General features: G+C 73.2%; 13 protein-coding genes. 7 read left to right on the forward strand and 6 right to left on the reverse strand.

The window, feature by feature from the left end; translation table 11 throughout:
• Window positions 1-37: 37 nt before the first annotated feature.
• The 6 genes from UA75_RS19945 to UA75_RS19975 form a co-directional block, all read right to left on the reverse strand.
• On the reverse strand, window positions 38-1,165 hold the full coding sequence (locus tag UA75_RS19945; RefSeq protein ID WP_083690788.1) for a FecCD family ABC transporter permease: 1,128 nt from the start codon (window positions 1,163-1,165) through the stop codon (window positions 38-40).
• Complete coding sequence (locus UA75_RS19950) at window positions 1,162-2,280, reverse strand: FecCD family ABC transporter permease (protein ID WP_232251097.1); 1,119 nt, start codon at window positions 2,278-2,280, stop codon at window positions 1,162-1,164. Before UA75_RS19950 ends, UA75_RS19945 begins: the two co-directional genes overlap by 4 nt.
• Window positions 2,281-2,782: 502 nt before the next feature.
• Window positions 2,783-3,220 (reverse strand): hypothetical protein, encoded by a 438-nt coding sequence (locus UA75_RS19955; RefSeq protein ID WP_075743998.1) that lies wholly within the window; start codon window positions 3,218-3,220, stop codon window positions 2,783-2,785.
• A gap of 27 nt (window positions 3,221-3,247) precedes the next feature.
• Entirely contained in the window at window positions 3,248-4,390 is a 1,143-nt protein-coding gene (locus UA75_RS19960; protein ID WP_075741550.1) for a DUF6745 domain-containing protein, read from the reverse strand.
• 326 nt (window positions 4,391-4,716) lie between these two features.
• Window positions 4,717-5,007: a putative quinol monooxygenase gene (locus UA75_RS19970; RefSeq protein ID WP_075741552.1), complete on the reverse strand. Its 291-nt coding sequence runs from the start codon at window positions 5,005-5,007 to the stop codon at window positions 4,717-4,719.
• 284 nt (window positions 5,008-5,291) lie between these two features.
• The gene (locus tag UA75_RS19975; protein ID WP_075741553.1) at window positions 5,292-5,555 is read right to left on the reverse strand and encodes a GlsB/YeaQ/YmgE family stress response membrane protein; all 264 of its coding nucleotides are present in this window, start codon (window positions 5,553-5,555) and stop codon (window positions 5,292-5,294) included.
• Window positions 5,556-5,971: 416 nt separating this feature from the next.
• Here UA75_RS19975 and UA75_RS19980 point away from each other — a divergent pair, with 416 nt between their 5' ends.
• From UA75_RS19980 to UA75_RS20010, 7 genes are all read left to right on the forward strand, one after another.
• Window positions 5,972-6,835, forward strand: a complete 864-nt coding sequence (locus UA75_RS19980) for a DUF4132 domain-containing protein (protein WP_075741554.1) — start codon at window positions 5,972-5,974, stop codon at window positions 6,833-6,835.
• Window positions 6,832-11,706, forward strand: coding sequence for a hypothetical protein (locus UA75_RS19985; RefSeq protein WP_075741555.1), 4,875 nt, complete (start codon window positions 6,832-6,834; stop codon window positions 11,704-11,706). The genes UA75_RS19980 and UA75_RS19985 overlap by 4 nt, the downstream gene beginning before the upstream one ends.
• On the forward strand, window positions 11,703-12,857 hold the full coding sequence (locus UA75_RS19990) for an ATP-binding protein (RefSeq protein ID WP_075741556.1): 1,155 nt from the start codon (window positions 11,703-11,705) through the stop codon (window positions 12,855-12,857). The genes UA75_RS19985 and UA75_RS19990 overlap by 4 nt, the downstream gene beginning before the upstream one ends.
• Window positions 12,850-16,518 (forward strand): DUF5682 family protein, encoded by a 3,669-nt coding sequence (locus tag UA75_RS19995; protein ID WP_075741557.1) that lies wholly within the window; start codon window positions 12,850-12,852, stop codon window positions 16,516-16,518. The genes UA75_RS19990 and UA75_RS19995 overlap by 8 nt, the downstream gene beginning before the upstream one ends.
• Window positions 16,515-18,455, forward strand: a complete 1,941-nt coding sequence (locus UA75_RS20000) for a hypothetical protein (protein WP_075741558.1) — start codon at window positions 16,515-16,517, stop codon at window positions 18,453-18,455. Before UA75_RS19995 ends, UA75_RS20000 begins: the two co-directional genes overlap by 4 nt.
• 469 nt (window positions 18,456-18,924) lie before the next feature.
• Window positions 18,925-19,914, forward strand: coding sequence for an ATP-binding cassette domain-containing protein (locus tag UA75_RS20005; RefSeq protein ID WP_075741559.1), 990 nt, complete (start codon window positions 18,925-18,927; stop codon window positions 19,912-19,914).
• Window positions 19,911-20,714 (forward strand): ABC transporter permease, encoded by an 804-nt coding sequence (locus UA75_RS20010; protein ID WP_075741560.1) that lies wholly within the window; start codon window positions 19,911-19,913, stop codon window positions 20,712-20,714. The genes UA75_RS20005 and UA75_RS20010 overlap by 4 nt, the downstream gene beginning before the upstream one ends.
• Window positions 20,715-20,762 lie beyond the last annotated feature (48 nt).

Here is a 20,762-nt window from a genome sequence, read left to right on the forward strand (position 1 = left end):
CCCCGCCCCACAACTATCTCGAGGCCCCGCCCCACAACTATCTCGAGGCCCCGCCTCGGGCGCGCATCAGCAACACGACGAGATAGCCGCCCCCGAGCACACCCGTGATCAGGCCGACCGGGACCGGTGCCGGGGCGAAGAGTCGCTGGCCGAGCAGGTCGGCGCAGACCAGCAGCACGGCACCGGTCAGGCCCGAGGTGAGCAGCACGCCGTCCGCCGACCTGGTGAGCGCCCTGGCCAGATGCGGCGCGGCGAGTGCGACGAACGCGATGGGCCCCGCCGCCGCCGTGGCCGTGGCGGTCAGTCCCACGGCGATGACGAGGAGCAGCAGCCGGGTCCTGGCCGAGGGGACGCCGAGTGCGACGGCGAGGTCCTCGCCCATCTCCAGCAGCGCGAGCCGCCTGCCCAGCAGGATCGCCGCCGGGACCAGCAGTGCCACGGCGGGCAGCACCAGCCAGACGTGATCCCAGGTGCGGGCGGTGAGGCTGCCCGCCAGCCACACCATCGCCCGATGCGCCTCGGTGATCTCGGCCCGCACGACGAGATACTGGTTGCACGCCGCCAGCAGCGCCGAGACCGCCACCCCGACCACCACGAGCCTCCCGCCGAGCATTCCGTTGCGATAGGCCGCCGCGTAGACGATCGCCGAGGCGACGAGGGCGCCGAGCAGCGCACCGCCCGCGATGGCCGCCGCGCTCCCGCCGAAGAGCACGATCTGCACGACGGCTCCGGTGGCCGCCCCGCTGCTGAACCCGATCACGTCCGGGCTGCCGAGTGCGTTGCGGGACACGCTCTGCAGGACGGCGCCCGCGACGCCGAGTGCCACGCCGACCAGCACGGCGGTGAGTGCGCGGGGCAGCCGCAGGGTCCGCACGACGAACTCGCCGCCCGGCGGGCCGCCCTGTCCGGTCACCAGCGAGGCGACCTCGGCGAGAGTGAAGGCCCGGTCACCGGTGGCGATCAGCGCCGCCGTGAGCATCAGGAGCAGGGCCGACAGTCCGAGACCGACCACGACGGTCCTCGGGTCGAAGCGGATCGACCAACGATCGTCGGCGGGACGCAGGGTCCGCCGCGAGGTCGGCACGGCCACGGCCCGGCCGCCGTCGACGGGTTCGGCCGCGACATCGACGTCCGCCGGGCGGCGGGGTCTGCTGCTGGTCGTCATAGGCCGGGCAGTCTCCTTCGTCGGACCAGGGCGATCAGGAACGGGGCGCCCAGGATCGCCGCGACGACGCTCACCTGAAGTTCGGCGGGCGCGATCACCACCCGCCCGACGACGTCGGCGAGCAGGACCAGGACGGGGCCGATGACCGCCGCGTAGGCGAAGAGTCGCCGCTGATCCGTCCCGGCGAATCGTCGGGCCAGATGCGGCACGGCCAGGCCCACGAATCCGATGGGCCCGGCGGCGGCCGTGGCGGCCCCGGCCAGCAGCAGGACGGCCAGGGCGGCGAGCAGCCTGGTCCGGCCGACCCGGGCACCCAGCGCCCGGCCGGTGTCCTCCCCGAGGGCGAGCACGTTCAGCGTCGGGGCGAGCGCGAAGGTCACCACCACGCCGAGGATCAGGAACGGCAGCAGGAGCCGGATCACCGCCGGGTCCCGGCCCGCGATGTCGCCGACCACCCAGAACCGGTACTCGTCGAAGGACGCCGGGTCGAGGAAGACCACGAGCTGGGTGGCCGAGCCGAGCGCCGTGCCCAGCGCGGTGCCCACCAGCGCGAGCCGGACCGGAGTCGCGCCACCGCCGCCACGCGCCGCGACCAGGTACACCAGGACCGCAGCCAGGCCCGCGCCGAGGAAGGCAAGCCAGACATAGGAGAGGAAGCTGCGCAGTCCGAGCACGGCGACGGCGAACATCATCCCGGCGGCGGCGCCCGCGTTGACGCCGAGGATGCCGGGGTCGGCCAAGGGGTTGCGGGTCAGCGACTGCATGAGCGCACCGGCCAGGCCCAGCGCCAGCCCCACGGCCAGCCCGAGCAGGGTGCGTGGCACCCGCAGCTCGTGAACGATGACCGCCGTCTGGGAGTCGTCGTCGCGCCAGAGCACTCGCAGGACCTCGCCGACGGGCACCTGTTCAGAGCCGACGAGCAGGCTGAGCAGGGCGGCGACGGCCAGCACCGCCACGGCGGCGAGTGGGAGGAGCAGTCGATTCAGTGCCGAGGTCGCCACGTCCGGCGGGCGGACGCCTGCCCCGTCGCCCGCCGGTCGGGAGTCACGCCCGGTGATCGACGACCGGGCGGACGTCGGGTCGTCGGCCCGGTTCGCGGCCTGGTCGGGGGGCAACGGTGGCTCCTCGTGCTCGTCGGTCCGGCGGGTCCGGGTTCCCGCCGGTCCCCGCACGGGCACGCCGGGCCTGCCGCGACGCTGGTTGTCCCGTCCTGATCAGCGCATTCGTCTCACGCGACGGACGACAAGTTTGGTAAGCCTAACAACACTCCCCTGTCGGGTCGTTCGACCGGTGGTCCTCCGTCGGCAGGGGTTCTCCGTTCGTCGGCTCGCTCCTCTGGTGGCCACGTCGTACAGCCCGCGCCGCTCCCAGCCGCCGGATGACGCCGTTGGCGACGACGGGCAGAGGACCGCCCTGTTCCGCGTGCTGCTCCGCACATAGAGCCTTCCGGTGAACCGGTGATCAGCTCGACGACGCCTGCACTGCTGATCACCCGATCTGGCCGGGTCACCGGCATTCGACTGCATCGGGAGACCGGCGACGGCCCTTACCTGACGTGCCCCGGGCACAGCCGGGCGCCGAGACGACTCGGCGCCCGCCCGCCCCGTCAGGACCCGCTCAGTCGGCGACCAGCACCCGGCCACCCCTCGGGCCCGTCCCGCGCTCCTGCTGTCGGCGCACCAGCCAGCGGCCGGGCGCCACGCCGCTGCCGCCGTGCTCCGGATGCACCAGGTACGCGGGCGCGGTGTTCTCGAAGAGTGCGATCCCGAGTCGCAGCGGGTCCCGCACGCCGTTCGTCCATCGGCAGACGCCCGCGTCGGCGACGAGGGTGTGCGGATTGTTGCCCGCCACGCCGCGCACCAGCTCCACGCCCTCCGACGGCACGAGGCGCCACTGCGCCCAGGGCTGCACGGTCACCGGCCCCAGCATCGCCATCGGAATGACGATCAGATCGCCCTGTGCCTGGAGACCGTCGATCACCGGGATCGCGACCTGGCGCTCCAGGTGATCCAGGACGTCGAGGCCGGTCCGGTCGAGAAGTTCCATCAGATCCATCGTCATCACCTGTCGTGGAGAGAAGGGTCAGGTTCGGCGCTGCAGGCCCGCGTACTGGGCTCCGGAGAGCCCGTACGTCCAGCCTGCGGCGTCGATCGGGTCGTCGAACCAGGGCGGCACGTGCAGGCCGTACTGCCTGCGCGTGCCGTCGCGTTCAACCGAGCCGTTGACCGCGAGCAGAAGTCGGGTGGTCGAGCCTCGATGCCGATACGGCAGGTCGTAGAGGCGCAGTTCGTTGGCGGAGTTGCCCGGATCGACCGATCGCCCGACGAGCGTCAGGCCCGCCCGTTCGATGAAGGCGGCCCAGCCGATGCGCTCGATCGCGCACCGCCGTACCTCCACATTGGACTCAGCGGAGATCGCCTCCACGGTCGGGTCCTCGATCACCCAGGCCGGGACTCGCGTCCCGTGCCAGGAATAGACGCCCCAGCCGTCCGGGTAGACGACGGCGGGACCGTCGGCCGCATGCAGCCGAATCTCGCCGTAGACGTCGTCGGGCGCGGGCTCGGTATGCACCGCAGACGGCCGCTCGGCGAGGACGCAGACGTCCTCGCGCGGCCACCACCAGCCGCAGGACCGGACGAGCGTGGCCCACAGCTCCCACTGTGCGCCGTCCGTCGCGTCGAAGGGGCGACCATGAATCCGTTGGTGCACATCGTGCCGGGCCACCCAGTCGACCTCGTGCTGGCCGTACCAGGCAAGCCCGAAACGCTCAGGGATCGCGCTGCGGATGACGTTCGCGACGGACTGCCGCACGCCCCTGCGCAGGGCGCCCAGCACCCCCTGGTCCAGCACGGGAGACAGCCCCGTCCCGGATCGCAGCGCCGCCACCGGATCAGGCAGCGCGGGCGGGCGCGGCCAGTCGTCCGGATCGACAGCACCGATGCGCGCGTCGATGCGATGGCGCAACGTGGAGACGAGACTCGCCAGCCCGCTCTCCCAGGGTTGGGCACCGTGCGGCGACACGGTGTGCTGCGAGGCGACCGACGGCACGGCGGCGGCGGGCGAGTCCACCCACACGAACGCGGGCCGGGGCCTGCCAAGCAGGGCATAAAGCCCCGTGACGGCGTCCTCGGCGTTCCGCCGATCGGCGGGGTCGGTGCACAGGGCGTGGTTCAGCCACTGTGTTCGGAGGTCGACCGCCTGCTGCCAATGGTCGAGATCGCGCAACAGGTGGTCACGGACAGGGGCACGGCGGGATGCTCTCCCGCGCCGCGCGCTCACTGCGACAGGGCGGACACGCCCTTTCCTTCAGACATGGCGGAGATGATCGCAGGGGACAGCCGGGGGCCGCAAGGCCTGACCGCGAATTCGGCGCTGACCCGGCCTCGGCCGGTGCTTCGGCCCGCCCCAGACGAGCCCGCGATCACTGCGGCGCGGGCCGGGCCGCCCCGGCCCTGTCGACCGGTGCCGGTCGCGCCGCTGCTGCCGCCCGCTCGGCGCGGATGTCTGCTGAGGACGATCGACCGGTTCGACCGGTCGAGGGACGGCCCCGGTCAGCCGAAGACGGACCCCACCGCGCTGATCTGATACTTCTTCACGTCGTCCTGAAGCACCGTCGGCATCGGCTCCGGCGGATTCGCGGTCGCCTGGTGAGCGGCGAGGTGTTCCTCGGACTCCCAGACCTCGAGCAGATTGATGCGCCCTGGCTCGATCGGGTCAGCGGCCATGACGAAGTCCACGCAGCCCGGCCTGGCCCTGGAGCGGACGAGGAAATCGGGGGTTCTCGCCAGGTAGGTGTCCCGGTCCGCTGGTTCGACGTAGAGCTTTCCGGAGATGATCAGCATCGAGGCGGCTGCTTCCTGGTTCGACGACGGGGTCAGGCCCGCCCCGAACCGGCGACGAAGGCAGGACGAGGGGCGAGGACGGGCCGACGGTAGGCGGCCCCACCGACAAGTCGGCTGCGGCGACCTCGCCGTCGTCCCCGCCCCGTCGCCCCGGAGATCCGTCTCGGCAGGTCCCGGTTTCCCGGTCTGGGCCTCGACCAAGAGCCGCCGCACGGCGACCACGGGCCGAGCCGCGTCCTCGAGTGCTTCGACGAGCCGCCCCGACCCGCCCGGCGACGCCGCCGCTAGCGCACGCTCTTGCTTCGGTTCTGGGCGATGCCCTCGGCCACGCCGATCAACAGCACCGAGGCGATGACGGCGATGATGAAGCCGAGGACGTTGAGTTCGAAGATGTCGCCCGTGCCGAGCAGGTTGGCGATGGTGCCGCCGATGACCGAACCGACCAGACCCAGCAGCAGGGTCGCGAGAAGACCCAGCCGCTGCTTGCCGGGCTTGATCAGTCGGGCGAGCGCGCCGATGATCAAGCCTGCGACGATGAAACCGATCACGTCGTCCTCCTGAAGTGGTGCGCTGTCGTCTTGTGAGCCAATCTAATGCGCTCGACCTGGCCTCGCCGATCACGACGCCCCTGTCGCGCCGGACGTCACTCACTCGGCGGCAGGCGGCCGATCGCTCCGGCGTCTGCGGATCGGGCCGGGACACCGCTGCGGCAGCACCGGAACCGACCGATCGCGCCTTCCTCGGCGGCATCGCCGATCGACACGCGGCCTGCGCCGAGGTGCGGGGTGTCCGCCCGCATGTCTCGCATACCGGCACGCGGACTCGAGACGGTCGTTCGACGAACCGGCTGCCTGCGCGTTCGCCGGTCACGATGTGGTCCCGACGGAACCGAAACGATCAACGTGTCGGTCCGCGTCGCTAGCGTCCGCTCCCATCACATCGAGAACTCATCGCAGGAGGAACCGTGGGCTGGCTCGACGCCGCGTCCGGGTACCAGGTGCGGCTCGGGGAGAACGGGCGTGTCCATTGCCGCAACGGCAAGGGAAAGCAGCTCTCCTCGGTTCCCGCCGCCATCAAGGACGATCCCCAGGTGGTGCAGCTGCGCCAGCTGTCCGAGTGGCTGACTCGCCACGCCGCGGAGTGTCTGTCCACAGTGGATGAATGGATGGTCCGTTCGCTGCCGGTGCCGACGGCGGTGCTCACCGAGGTGTGGGCGGACCCGGCCTGGTCGGACGCACTGCGCGACCTGGTCGTGACCGTCCCCGACGGCGGCGATGCCGAGACGGGCTTCCTCCGGGACGCCGATCCCGAACGCGGACTCGGCCTGGTCACCCTCGACGGTGACACCGTGCGGCTCCGCCCCGAGACGGTGTCGATCCCGCATCCCGTCCTGCTCGACGACCTCGCGGAGCTGCGGGAGTTCGGCGCCGAACTCGGCGTCGAGCAGCGGGTACAACAACTGTTCCGGCAGACCTTCGAACGCCCCGCCGCGTTCCCGACGGGCCGGACGTCCGTCGACGACTATTCCGGTGGGAAGTTCGAGCAGGTCAACCACGTGCTCAGCCGTTGTCGCACGCTCGGGTACCCGGTGCGGGGCGGCGACGCGGTGTACTCGGCGTTCGAGGGCGGCCGCACTCTGGAAGCCCGCTACTGGATCGGCGTGGAGTACCCCGAGGGCGAGGCCTGGACCGGGGATCTGCGCTGGATCGCCGACGGAGCCGAGGTGCCGCTCGCCGAGGTCGGCCCGGTCGCCTGGTCGGAGGGCCTCCGGATGGCCGCCGCGATCTACTCCGCCCGCGTCGTCGAGGAAGCACAGGTGTCGGCATGAGCACGTCCAGTACCGAACGCGACCGGACCACCGCGCTGCTGACCGCAGGCGCGGTGCTGCCCGGCAGGGCCGACCTCGGCGCGGATCGCGACGTCCTCACCGCCCGGCGCTACACCCATCCCGCGCTCGGCGATCGCGCCGTGGTCCGACTGGTGCCCGCCGTCCTCGGCCGCGCGGAGGACCTCACCTGCGAGTATCTGGGATTCGACGAGCCAGAGCGCACGTCAGAAGTCGGCACCGCGCGCCGCAGCGCCCTCGGCTTTCCCGCCTGGGCACTGGTGAACGACCCCGCCAACGGCCATCACGCGCTCAACCTGGTCAAGCAGGTCGAACGGCTCGCCCGCACCGCGAAATCCCGCGCGGGTGCGGCCAAGGACGGATTCACCGAACTAGGCGCGATGCTGGGCCGCTCCGCTCCGCACTTCTTACCGACCTTCTACGAACAGGCCGCCCGGATCTTCCTTCAGCACGGCAACACCGCCTATGCCGCCACCATGTTCGGCAAGGCCCGCGAGGCCGAAGAGGTCCATGATCTCGCCGTCGACCCCGACCGCACCCGGGAGGTGTTCCTGGAGTTCGCCTTCGCGGGCGCGTTGACGGCCAAGGCACTGTCCGCCCAGGCCAAGGCCCTGGCCCGCCGGACGGACCCCGACGGCGCCTATGAACTGTTCCGCACCCTGTGCGTCGAACGCACCCGAGGCGGTCTGCCGCCGTACACCGGGATGCCCGAGGATCTGCGGCGGCTGGCCAGGGCCGCGAAGCGGGACCTGCCGACCGAGGACGAGCGGCTGCTGCTCGACGTCCTGGGCACTTCGGCGATCAGCCGGGCGAGCATCTCCTTCTGGAAGTCCTATCGGGTCGCGTTGACCACGCTGGCGCGGCGGGACGCCGCCGTGCGCGGGCTGCTGCTGTCCTTCGTGCCCGGTTCGACCGGTGCGCTCGACGTCTGGCTGGAGATCCTGCACGACTGCGGGTCGACCCGTCTCCTCGTCGATCCGGCCGAGACGATTCCCGAGGGGACGCGGTCGGCCGCCGCGTGGCTGTCGGCGGTGCTCTCGGTCCGGTTCGGCGGCTGGCGCTCCGTCGACCGCTCCGAGGCCCTGCTGGACCTGGTGGAGGCGATGGCGGCCCGGCTTCGCGCCGACGGCGAGCCGGTGGCCGCACTGCGGGGCAGCAGCCAGGGTGAGGTGGATCTCGTCGATCTGCTCGTGTCGCACGACGTGCCGATCGTCGTCGACGGCAGGCTCCCCGAGCAGTTCGACGTCACCGACTGGATGTCCGACGAGGCACCGGGTCGACGCGATCTCACCGCTCTCGCCGAATCCGAACAGTTCGGTCCGGCCCTGGGCCAAGGGTTCGCGCAACATCTCCGAAGGCACACGCGCGGCGCGGTCGCCGAGGCCGACGTCCTGCTGACCGGGATGAGCGTGCCCGGTCTGCGCGACGCGCTGCGCCGTTGGGTCACCGATCGGGCGTCCGCCGTCACCGCCATCGGGCTGCCCGGTCTCACCGACAGCCTCAAGACGCTGTCGGTCGTGCGGCTGCCCGAGGCCTTCACCGACGTCCCCGAGTCGGCCGAGGCGCTCGCCGACGTCGACGTGGCCGCCGCCCTGCACGGGACGCTGCGGGCCGGTCTGCTGGACGAGCTGGGCTGGCCCGCGTTGGACGAGGCCGTCACCCGCCTGTACTCGGCGGGCGGCGCGAAGGACGACGACGTGGTGGTATGCGGGGAGGGCTGGCCCGCGCTGGTCCTGCGCAGGGGCGAGACGTTCGTGGTGGTCGGCCCGGACGGCGTGCTCGCCGAGCACGTCGCCCGGATACCGGCCGATGCCCGACCACGCTGGCGCCTCGAGCCGACCGCGTCCTGGTTCGACGGGGTGTTGCTGATCCGCTGGGACGGACCCGACGGAGGGCTGGCCTACTGGAGTGACGCGCCGGAGCGGATCTTCGCGCCCGGCAGCAGTCTGCGGCACTACCGACACCACCCGATCTCGCCGTCCATCGCGCTGTCCGACGGATCTCGGTTCGAGGGAGTCCGTGCGCTGCGGCCCGGCGACTCGGACGTGCCGCCGCCGACCTCGGCGCTCGGCGACGGCACGACGGTGTGGTCCAGGACGTACTGGCGCGGGGCTACCCGATGGGTCGAGGTCGATCCGGCGACCGGTGAACAGGGCCGGGTCAGCCTGCCGAGGTTCCTCGACGACTTCGCCGCCGACGGCACCTCCCTCGCGTTGAAGAACTGCGACCTGCGACCGGCCGTGCTCGCGACCTCGGCGAGTCCGTTGGGCACTGCCGACGGACTGCACGGCTGGCGAGTGCGGCAGGAGGCCGACGGCTCGTGGCTCGGGGAGGGCGTCGACGGTCGTCGGGTGCTGCTGGCGCAGGGAGGTCGGCGCCCGACCGGTGTGCTGCGGCTGCCCGGCGGGGCGGAACTCGTGCTCGCCGATGGCGGGTACCTTCTCGCGCTGCTCGACGAGAACGGCGCCGACCTCGGCAGGTTGTCCACCACGGCACGTCACCCCGAGTACGCCGCAGGCACGCCGATGGTCGCGCCGACACACTGGTGGCACCTGCTGCGACCTCGGGACGAAGCCGGGTCCGCCGCACTGCGCGGCGTGACCAGGCAGACGGTCGAGGACCTGCTCGCCGCCGCAGCAGCCGAGCCCGCGGCGGCCGAGAAGACCCGAAGCGAACGGCTGATCGCCGTGGCTCGGGGGGTGCGCACCGGTGAACAGGACGGCCTCGTGCGTGCCGTCCTCGCCGCGCTCCCCGGCCTCAGCCATCCCGGCCTGCTCGCGGGCGTGCTGAGTCTGGTCTACCGCGCCGCCGATCTGCTGCGCGAGTTCCGCGGCTATGCCGAGATCGCCGCGAGCGCGCGCACCGTCGACATCGACGCGCTGACCGCCACCGGTCCTGTCGTGAGCGAGGGGGTCCTCAACCTGGCGCTCGACTGGTTCGGGGGCTATCGCTCGCGTCGCGCTGCGGCGGAGGGTGCTCGCCAGACCAGGCTGCCTGCGCTGGTAGCCGCGCTCGGTGTGGCCGCCGTCGAGGCGGACCCCTCGGGTCGGGCACTGCCCGAGTCGAACTGCCCGGACTGGTTCGAGTCGCTGCCGTCGGTCGCCGCGTTGGCACACCGCGCCGCGTCCCCGCTGATTCCGGACGACCAGCGCGCCGCACTGCTTCTGCTGCTGCGATCGATCGCCGGAGCGGGCCTCACCGACGGCGGCGGGCACTGGCGAGTGGTCGACCTGCTGGTACCCGACGGCACCCCGCATCCGAGGCATCGAGTCCTGCCCGTGGGAGACGGCTTCCTCGCCCTGTTCGAGCATTACCGGAACCACCGCATCGGCGATCAGTACGAAGGGCTTCAGTTCACCCGAAACCCGGGCAGGTTCGCCGTCCCCGACGGCTGGCGGCTCCGAAAGTCGACGGAGATCCGCTCGTCGTTCGGTCCGGAGCGCATCACCCGGTTCCTCGACACGCTCGCCAAGGAAGGTCCCGCGCCATGGTTCCCCGACGCGGTGTCCGAGCTGGTGCAGCGCACCGGCCTGGGCACCGCCGAGGCGACCGTGCTGCTCGCCGGGATGCCCGGCGTGCAGAACTGGGGGGCGAACTACCTCGGCGCATCCGAGCGGCAGTTGCTCGGTCTGTCCGGCGCGGGAGCCAAGGCCGCGCGGGAACGTCTCCGGCCGCTGCCCGCCCCCTTCCGCCGTCGGCTGCTCGCGGCGGCGCTGCCTGCCGACCCCGCCGAGCTGTGGACGCGCGGGGCCGACGTGGCCGCCGTCGCCGAGGTGTGGATCGCCGAGCACGGGCAGCGCACGCCCGTCCCCGACGACGTCCTGCTCGACGCCTCGGCGCAGCTGCCCGTGCGGCAGGCGAGCGACGTCGTCACCGGTGTCGTCACGCCGGGCACCTCGTGGCTCACCACGGACGCCGACATGCGGCTCAACGGCACCACGTTGGAGACTCGGCGCAGCGAGGGATTCGACCAGACCGCGCTCGTGGCGGTGCCTCAGGCGCTGCTGTGGCTGGCCCACCGGCTGCCTGCCGCCTCGCCGCTGCGGGCCCGTCTTCCGGAGGCGCTGTCGGCCGTCCGCAACCGGGCGAGTCATCCCGGCTTCGCCGTGGCGATCGGCGGCATGATGTCTGCCGACCAGCTGCGGGCGCTGCTCGGCGTCGAGATTCCTCCGAAGGGGACGGCGGTCAAACACCAAGGGTGGCTGACGCTGCTGAGCGACCACGAGGGCTGGGCCCGCCTGATCGTGCGGCCGGGACTCGTCGGCCCGCAGGATCGTGATCTGCTGCGCGCGGTCCTCGCGGAAGGCCACGATCGGCGGCTGCTCCCCGCCTTGGCCCTGCTGGCCGAGGACGGACTCACCTCGGCGTGCGCGGTGAGGGCGCCCGAGGACACCGACCCGGCGGCCTGGTTCCAGGACCCGACGGTGTCCGTGCCCGCCCTGGTGGCCGAGGTCGCCGAGCGCCTCGGCCTCGACGCGGACGCCGCGACGCTGTACCTGCAACTGCTCGCGCTGCCGGACCCCACCGATGCCAACGTCACGCGGTGGACCGGTTGGAAGCCCGCCCGGCTGCGCAGGGCGCGGGCGGCGCTGGCCGAGACCGACCTGGTGCTGACCGCGAAGCGGGCCAGGGCCGGGCGTTCGCTGTTCCTGCCCGGCGGCTGGCTGACGCTGAAGGCCCCGCATCTGCCGCTGGAGTCGTGGAAGGCGCCCATGTTCGGCTTCAGCACCACGCCCGACGTGGTGATCGCCCCCCGCGAGCCCGTCGCCGAGCTGTTCGCCCGCGCCTGGCGCCGGGTGCTCGACGGCGACGCGCCCGCTTACGAGGAACTCAAGACCGGAGGACGTCGGTGACCGCCACCGTGCGCAGGCAGGTCGAGCCTGCCGAGGATGCCCACCGCGAAGAACTCGCCTTCCTCGCCCTCCAGGACGCCGGGGCCCGGCCGCCGGGCTGGCGGCTCACCCCGCGCGCCGTGGTCACGTTCGTGATCGGCAGCGGCGGCGAGAGCCTCGCCCTGCCGAAGGGCGTGTCGGCGGACGGCGTGCCCGCGCGCATGGTGATCAGCCCGAAATTCGTCGGCGAGCGGGCCCTGGTCGAGCGGGCGGTGGTCACCCTCGCGGGCGAGCGCGGCCTGCTGCTCGTCGGCGAGCCAGGCACCGCCAAGTCGATGCTGTCGGAACTGCTGGCCGCGGCGGTGTCCGGCAGCAGCGAACTGGTGGTGCAGGGCACGGCGGGCACCACCGAGGATCAGCTCCGGTACGGCTGGAACTACGCGCTGCTGCTGGCCGAGGGCCCCAGCCCGAGGGCGTTGGTCCCCTCCCCCGTGCTCACCGCGATGCGCACCGGCGGCGTGGTGCGGGTCGAGGAGGTCACCCGCTGTCTGCCGGAGGTGCAGGACGCGCTCGTGTCGATCCTGTCCGATCGGCGGATCGCGGTACCGGAGCTCTCGGGCACCGAGGGCGCGACCGTCCCCGCCGCGCCGGGATTCACCGTGATCGCCACCGCGAACCTGCGGGACCGGGGCGTGTCGGAGATGTCCGCCGCGCTCAAGCGACGCTTCAACTTCGAGGCGGTCGGGCCGATCGGCGACCTCGACACCGAGACCGCGCTGGTGCGCAGGCAGGCCCGTGCCGTCCTGGACCGGGTGAACGCGCCGTTCGGCATCGACGACGTCGTGCTGGAGGTGCTGGTCACCGCGTTCCGCGACCTGCGTAACGGTGTCTCGGCGGAGGGCTGGGCCGTCGAGCGGCCGTCCACCGTGATGAGCACCGCCGAGGCCGTGTCGGTCGCCGCAGCACTCGGTCTGGCCGATGCCTACTTCCCCGGCGACCGCGATCCGTTGTCGCTGCTGCCCGGCCACCTGTTGGGCGTGGTCCGCAAGGACGATCCCGGCGATGCGGCCCGGCTGCTGGGGTACTGGGACGGTCCGGTCCGCAGGCGGGCGGAGTCCGGCGCGCACACCTGGCGGCGGCTGTGGGAGCTTCGGGACGGCCTCGATGGATGACGGCGATCTCGCGGTGGTCCGCCGCCTGGCCGACCACCGCGAGCCTTACCTGATCGGGGTGCGGCACCACTCCCCCGCGCTGGCCGCCGCCATGCCCGCCCTGCTGACCGCCGCCGACCCCGAGGTACTGCTGGTGGAGCTGCCCGAGGAGTTCGGCGACTGGCTGGGACACCTGGCCGATCCCGGTCTCACCGCCCCGGTGGCCCTGTCCGGCGCCGCCCGCGACGGCGGCGGTCTCGCGTTCTACCCGTTCGCGGACTTCTCGCCCGAGCTGGCCGCCGTCCGATGGGCGTTCCGCCACGGCGTGGAGGTCCGGCCGTGCGACCTGCCGCTGGCCCGGCGCGCCGAGCGCGAGCACGCGGCGGGCGACCGGGGCGGTTCCCCGCTGACCGACGCGCTGCGCCGCGCCGCCACCGGGCGGGACGGCGACGACCTCTGGGATCGGCTGGTGGAGGCCGCCGCACCGGGCCAGAGCGCGGAGGCCGTTCGCCGCGCCGGTCTGCTCGTCGGCTGGGCGATGCGGCGGGACGCGACCGGCCCGGCAGGCGACGGTTCCGAACGGGACGGCTCGGCACGGCCTGTCTCCGGAGCCGAGCGGGACCCGGCCGGGGACCCGGCGGCCTGCCGGGCGTCGCCGGGCCGGCCCGGCGATCCGACCGAGGGCCTCGACCTCGGGATCGACCCCGTCGATCTGCGGCGGGAGGCCTGGATGCGGCGGAGGATCGCCGAGGCGGGCGAGCGCCGCTGCGTCGCCGTCGTCGGCTCGTTCCACGCCTCGGCCCTGCTGCGCGGCACCCGACAGGACGCCGCCGACCCGGTCGGGCCTGCGGAGACCGGCCGGGAGGTCGTCACCTCACTGGTGCCCTACGGCTTCGCGCTGCTGGACGAACGCTCGGGTTATCCGGCGGGCATCCGCGACCCGGAGTGGCAGCAGGCCGTGCTGGCGGCGGCGGGCGATCCGGTCGCCGTGGAGGCCGCCGCCGCCTCGGTGATCGTGCGGATCTGCGGCCGGATCAGAGAACTCGGTCATCCGGCCGGCCCCGGCGAGGCCCGCGAGGCGCTGCGGCTGGCCGTCGACCTCGCCCGCCTGCGTGGCCTGCCCGCACCCGGCCGAGGCGAGATCGTGGAGGCGGTGCAGACCGTGCTCACCCATGCCGAACCGCTGGGACGCGGCCGGATCGTGGCCCGTGCCGCCGGGGAAGTCCTGGTGGGGCATCGCATCGGGCTGCTCGCGCCGGGAACTCCTCGGTCGGGGCTGGCTCCGGCGGTGGAGGGTCTGCTGGCCGAGCTTCGGCTGCCCGGCCCGGACGCCCGCGAGCCGGTGACGCTGCGGCTGGACCCGCTGCGCTCGGCGCTCGACGGCAGGCGGGAGATCACGCTGCGACGGCTGTGCGTCCTCGGCGTCGCCTACGCCGAGGCGACCGACACCGCAGGCGTCGGCGCCGGTGAGGCGCTCACCACCCGCTGGCGGGCGGCGTGGACTCCGTCGACGGCGGCGACGCTGCCGGTCGCGGGGCGGTGGGGCGCGACGCTGTCTCTGGCCGTCCACGGCCGCCTACGGGCCCGCCGCGCCGAGCGCGATCAGCGGGGCGGCCCCACCCCGGCGGACCTGTCGGCCGACCTGGTCGACGCTGCGGAGTGCGGACTTCCGGAACTCCTCGGCGAGGTGTTGAGCGACGCCGGGACGGTGCTGCCCGCCGCCGCGACGCTGCACGAGCTGCTCACGGCACTGGAACTGCTCGACCGTCTGCGGGCCGGGCACCTGCCCGGCACGCCCGGCGACGTCATGGACGCCCATCCGCTGCTGGTGCGCGAGCTGACGGACGCCGCGATCGCACAGCTCGACGGGCTGGGCGGTTCCGACGACCCGGCCGACGCCCGGTCGCTCGTCGAGCTCGGACTGCGGCAGGACACCCAGGGCACCGGGCTTCGACTCGCCGCGATCCTGCGGAGGCTGGTCGACGACGGCGCCCCGATGATCGCGGGCGCCTCGGGGGCCGCCCGGGTCCTGCTCGGGCTCGACTCGCCTGCGAGCCTCGGGGAGCGGATCGCCTGGTGGATCGACGATGCAGGCACCCGCGAGCGACGGGAGGTGCTGCGGCGCGGGCTCGTCGGCGTACTCGCGGCGGCCGGGGCGCTGGTGGAGACGCCGGAGGCGTTGAATCCGCTGTTGGAACGGGTGGAGGCGCTGGACGATCAACGGTTCCTGGACCGGCTGCCCGCGCTGCGCGGCGCGTTCACCTCGATCGGGCCCGCCGCGCGGTCTCGCATCCTGGCGGTGGTCGAGGAGCGGACAGGTGATCGGGTCGACGCGGTCGGCGCACCCGATCCCGAACTGCTTGCGGCATGGCTGGCCGCCGACCGCGCGGGTTCTGCGGTGCTGGCCGCCCACGGCCTCGGGCCTGCGGGCGCGGCGGCACGGCACGACGGTGCCGAGGACCCGGCCACGGGCCCGGGCATCGCCTCGACGGAAGACTCGGCCGCCGGAGACGGCTCACGTCGATCCACTGTGGACGCGGGTCAGGAGTCGGAGGACGCCGTGCCGGTGACGTCCGCAGGCAATGGGAGCCTGTCGGCCGCCGTGCGGTGGCGACTCGTGCTGGGGGCGCGGGGTGAGCGGCCCGCAGGCGCGGCCCGCTACTCCGCCGCGCTGGACGAGCTGTACGGACTCGATCACGGCGAGGGTGCGCTGCGCGGGGACCTCGGCGCCGACCGCTCGGCCCCGTTCCCCGATGTGCGGGAGTGGTCGACGGAACTCGCCGAGCTGTTCGGCGAGCGGGTCCGCGAGGAGGTCCTGGCCGCTGCGGCCGAGGGCGGCAGACTGGAGGCCGCCCTGGAGATCGACCCCGCCTCGGTGCGGCCCTCGGTGGAGCTGCTGCGCACGGTGCTGTCCCTGGCGGGCGGGCTGTCGGAGAGCGCACTGGCCCGGCTGCGGCCCCTGGTGGCCCGGCTGGTGCGCGAGCTGACCGCGCAACTGGCCGATCGGGTGCGGCCCGCGTTGACCGGCCTCACGCTTCCGGTCCCGACGCGACGGCCCGGCGGTCGGCTGGACCTGCCGCGCACCCTGCGGGCCAACCTCGCCACGGCACGACGCGACGCGGCGGGCCGGGTGCTCGTCCTGCCGGAGCGACCGGTGTTCCACACCCGAGGCCGCCGCCGATCCGACTGGCGGCTGGTGCTCGTCGTGGACGTATCCGGGTCCATGGAGGCCTCCACCGTGTGGTCGGCGCTCATCGCCTCGGTGTTCGCGGGCGTGCCGTCGCTGTCGACGCACTTCCTGGCGTTCTCCACGGAGGTCGTCGATCTCACTGAGCGGGTCGCCGATCCGCTCTCGCTGCTGTTGGAGGTGCGGGTCGGCGGCGGCACGCACATCGCGGGCGCACTGCGGCACGCGCGCTCCCTCGTGACGGTGCCGGAACGGACGATGGTGGTCGTGATCAGCGACTTCGAGGAGGGCGGCCCCGTTGCGCCGCTGGTCGGCGAGGTGACCGAACTCGTCGCCGCCGGCGTCACGGTGCTGGGCTGCGCGAGCCTGGACGACAGCGGCGTCGCCCGGTACTCGGCCTCGATCGCGGGGGCGCTGGTCGGCGCGGGCATGGACGTGGCCGCGCTCAGTCCTGGTGAGCTGGCCCGCTGGGTCGGAGAGAAGGTGCGCGGATGACCGGACTGCCCGCCGTCGCGCCCGCCGTGCCTGCGGACGTGCTCGACGCGCTCCCGCCGAGGCTACGCAGGCGGGTCGACACGGCACTGAGCCGCGCCGCCGAGTGGGCGGTGACCCGCGACAGGGACACCGCCCGTGCCGAACTGGACGAGGACACCGCGCTCGGCTGGACGCTGCGCGGCGGCGTGCTGGCGACGGCCGACGACCTGACGTGCAGTTGTCTGCTCGCTCCGAGATGTCTGCATCGCGGCATCGCCGTCGCGGCAGCCGAGGTCGTCGAGGTCGCCGAGGTTCTCGACGGCACGGGGGAATCCGGCGACGCCGAGATCCCCGACGGCGTGAGCGCCGTGGAGGCCTCGGCGGACGGCGCCGCTGGGACGGCCGAGCCCGGCATGCCGGCCGGCATCGCGGCCGGGAGCATCGAAACGAGCGGCGTCGCCGCCGAGACGGCCTCGGCCGCACGGTCCGCCGTGGACACGTCGAGCACGCCAGCGCCGCCGTCGGCCGCCTCGCTGCGGACGCGCGATCAGGAACACGCCGCCGTGACCGCGCTGTGGGATGCCGGTGTGACGGTGCTGCGGTCGGGTGCCACCGGCAGCGGCACGGTAGTGCGGGCGGAGCTCCTCCGGGCGGTGCACACCGCGCGACTCGCGGGTCTGCATCGCGCGGCCGCCACCGGCCTGCGCATCGCCGCCGCGCTGGTCTGGGCCCGGACCGGCGACTCCTCGTTCGATCGCGCGCAGCTCACCGCCGAGCTGGTGGACCTGCTGCTGCTGTGTCACGACCTGCGGTCCGGGACCGCCGTCGCAGATGCGGCCGAGCTGCGGGGCACGGCTCGCCGCGAGTATCGCCCGGTCGGCACGCTGCGGTTGTTCGGTCTGTGCACCGAAGCGGTGGTGGCCGCCTCCGGGTACGCCGGGGTCGTCACCCATCTCGTCGACGAGACGGGGGTGCTGTGGACGGTCCCGGCGATCCTGCCCGGCGGCGTCGAGCGGGTCACGGCCGCCGCGAACGGGCCGGTCGCCGTCGGCGAGTCCGGTCTCTCGCACCGCGAGCTGGGCAGGGCCGGGCTGCTGCTGTCCGGCGGCACGGCCTCGCCCGACCATCGGCTGGGCGCGGGCCAGGCCGTGCGGGCGGTGGCCTCGGCGGGCGGTGCGTGGACCGACGCACCCCTGTCCGGGTTGTGGGCGACGCCGCTGGCGGACCAGACGGCGCGCGCGTTCTCCGCCATCACCCGGCCGGAGACGCACCGACCGGCGGGCGGCGACCTGCTCTTCCTCGACTGCGTGACGCTGGGCGCTGCGGGCGACGCACTGCGCGTCTCCTCGGCTCAGCCGGACGGGCCGGACGTCCAGATCGACCTCGTCGGCGAGGGGGATCGGGCGCGGGAGAATCTCCGGGTGCTGAGCGACGCCGCAGGCCTGCGGCTGCGGGTCGTCGCCCGGCTGCTGCCCGACCGCGCGGGCACGGCGGTGGCGCTGGCCGTGGCCGGGGAGCCCGAGGAGCTGACGCTGCCCGCCGCGTACGCCCACCATGTCGATCTCGGCCTGGATCGGCTCCAACACTCCCATGTCGTCGGCGGCCGGCCGGTGCGGCTGCCGCCGAGAGCGGGCGGGGGCGATCGGACGCCGAGCCCGATGCACGCCGTGGAGTCCACGCTGCACCGGGTGACGCTGGGCGGGCGGGCCGTCGGCGCCGTCGCCGCCACGGACCGCGCGGCGGCCTCGCTGCGTAGGACCGGTCTCGCCACCGCCGCAGGCCTGCTCGCCGACCTCGCCGCCGCCTCGCGGGATCGGGAGCGAGACGCCTTCGGCCGGGTGGTGCGCGAGGCGGGCGACGACTTTCCGCTGGCCTGGCTGCGGGCGGGCGTCTACGTCCGCGAGTTCGTCCACGCCTCGGCCCGCCGGGCATGGCTCCAGCCGCCGGACACGCACTGACCCCGCACCGCCGCTCAATCGCGGTCGGGATGCGATCTTCCGACGGGGGTGTGCTTGCCGGCCCGAGCTTCTGCGGCGGGCGGTCCAGCCTGCGCCCGATCGACCGGCCGCCGGGCTCCTGTATCCAGCCCCACACCCGAGCACCCAGTGCCCGAGCACCCCAGCTCGACCGGCTAGGGCGCCGGAGCCCGGCGTCCGGCCGGGCCCGCTGAGCCGCGCTGCACGCGAGCGGCGCACTCTTCAGAGCCCATACCGCGAGACCGACGCAGCGTGTCCGGCCAGGGCGGCAGGCAGGCCGGGCGGTACACGCCCGTGCTCGGCCCCAAGCACGAATGAGCCCGCCCGCCGTGGTCAGAGTTGCCCTTTCGCCGGACAGGCCGCAGTTTGGGCTGGTCACAGTCGCGCTCAGACGCGAGATCGGCGCACGCGCCCCGCCGTGCCCGCCTCGCGAGGGAAAGCGGAGGCAGACATGACCGAGGCGATCCGAGCCGACGGCCTGGTGAAGGTGTACGGCAGCGTCCGCGCACTGGACGGGCTCGACCTCGTCGTCCCGACCGGCACGGTCCTCGGGCTGCTCGGACCCAACGGCGCGGGCAAGACCACGGCGGTGCGCATCATCACCACGCTGCTGCGGCCGGACGGCGGTCGGGCTCGAGTGGCGGGCGTCGACGTGCAGACCGACCCGCAGGGCGTCCGACGGCGCATCGGCCTGTCGGGGCAGTACGCGGCCGTCGACGAACACCTCACCGGCTTCGAGAACCTGGAGATGGTGGCCAGGCTGTACGGGATGGACCGACGGGCCGCCCGGGTTCGGGCGCGGGAGCTGCTGGCGCGCTTCGACCTGGCCGACGCGGGCAACCGGCCGTCCAAGACGTACTCCGGCGGGATGCGTCGCCGCCTGGACCTCGCTGGGGCGCTGGTGGCATCCCCGCCGGTCCTCGTCCTCGACGAGCCGACCTCCGGACTCGATCCCCGGAGTCGCCTCCAGATGTGGGACGTGATCCGCGAACTCGTCGCGGGCGGCACGACGCTGCTGCTGACCACGCAGTATCTCGACGAGGCCGATCAGCTCGCCGACAGCATCGTGGTGATCGATCACGGACGGGCCATTGCCAGAGGCACCTCGGGCGAACTCAAACGGCAGATCGGCGGCGAGCGGATCGAACTCTCGCTGGCCGAGGTGACTCAGAGCGACGACGCGGCGGCGTGCCTGGCGGAGGTCGCCTCCGCGCAGGTCCAGCGCAGCGAGGACGGCCGGGAGCTGACGGCCGCCGTCGACGGCGGCTCGCAGTCGTTGATGGCCGCCCTGCGCTGCCTGGATCGAGAGCAGGTGGACGTGGTCGACATCGGACTCCGCCGCCCCACCCTGGACGACGTGTTCCTCGCGCTCACCGGGTACTCCGCCGAGGAACGACCACCCGACGACGCGTCCTCGGCCGGTTCGGAGGCATCCCCATGAGCGCGATCCCGCGTGCGCTGAGTGACGGCTGGGTCATCGCCAAGCGCAACACGATCAAGATCAAGCGGGTGCCGGAGGTACTGGTCACCGTCCTCATCTCGCCGATCATGTTCGTCCTGCTGTTCGCCTTCGTCTTCGGCGGAGCCATCGACCCCGGCAGCGGAGTGAACTATCGGGAGTTCCTGATCGGCGGCATCTTCGCCCAGACGGTGGTCTTCGGCTCCACCTTCACGGGGGCGGGCCTCGCGGAGGACATGCAGAAGGGCATCATCGACCGCTTCCGATCGCTGCCCATGTCTCACTCGGCGGTCCTGGTGGGGCGGACCGCGTCCGACGTGATCTACAACGTCCTGTCGGTGCTGATCATGGCGCTGACCGGCCTGCTCGTGGGCTGGCGCATCCGAGGCTCCGTCCTGGAGGCCGTCGCCGCCTTCCTCCTGCTGCTGCTCTTCGCCTATGCCTTCAGCTGGGTGATGGCCTACGTCGGTCTGATCGTGCCCAGCGTCGAGGTCATCAACAACGCCTCGTTCATCGTCATCATGCCGCTGACCTTCGTCTCCAACGCCTTCGTTCCGCTGGAGTCCTTCCCGGCCGGGCTGCGGCATGTCGCGGAGTGGAATCCGGTGTCGGCGCTGACGCTGGCCGTCCGCGAGCTGTTCGGCAACACCAACTCCGCCATCCCGGCATCCGATGCATGGCCGCTCCAGCATCCGGCGCTGTACACGCTGATCTGGATCGGCATCATCCTGCTGATCTTCGTGCCGCTGTCGACCCGACGGTATCGGCGGACGGCGAGCTGACCAAGCAGCGGCATCCGACAGGTCCGGGGCCACGACCTCCGGCGGCGA

The organism is Actinoalloteichus sp. GBA129-24 (assembly GCF_001941645.1).
Classification (GTDB): Bacteria; Actinomycetota; Actinomycetes; order Mycobacteriales; family Pseudonocardiaceae; genus Actinoalloteichus_A; species Actinoalloteichus_A fjordicus.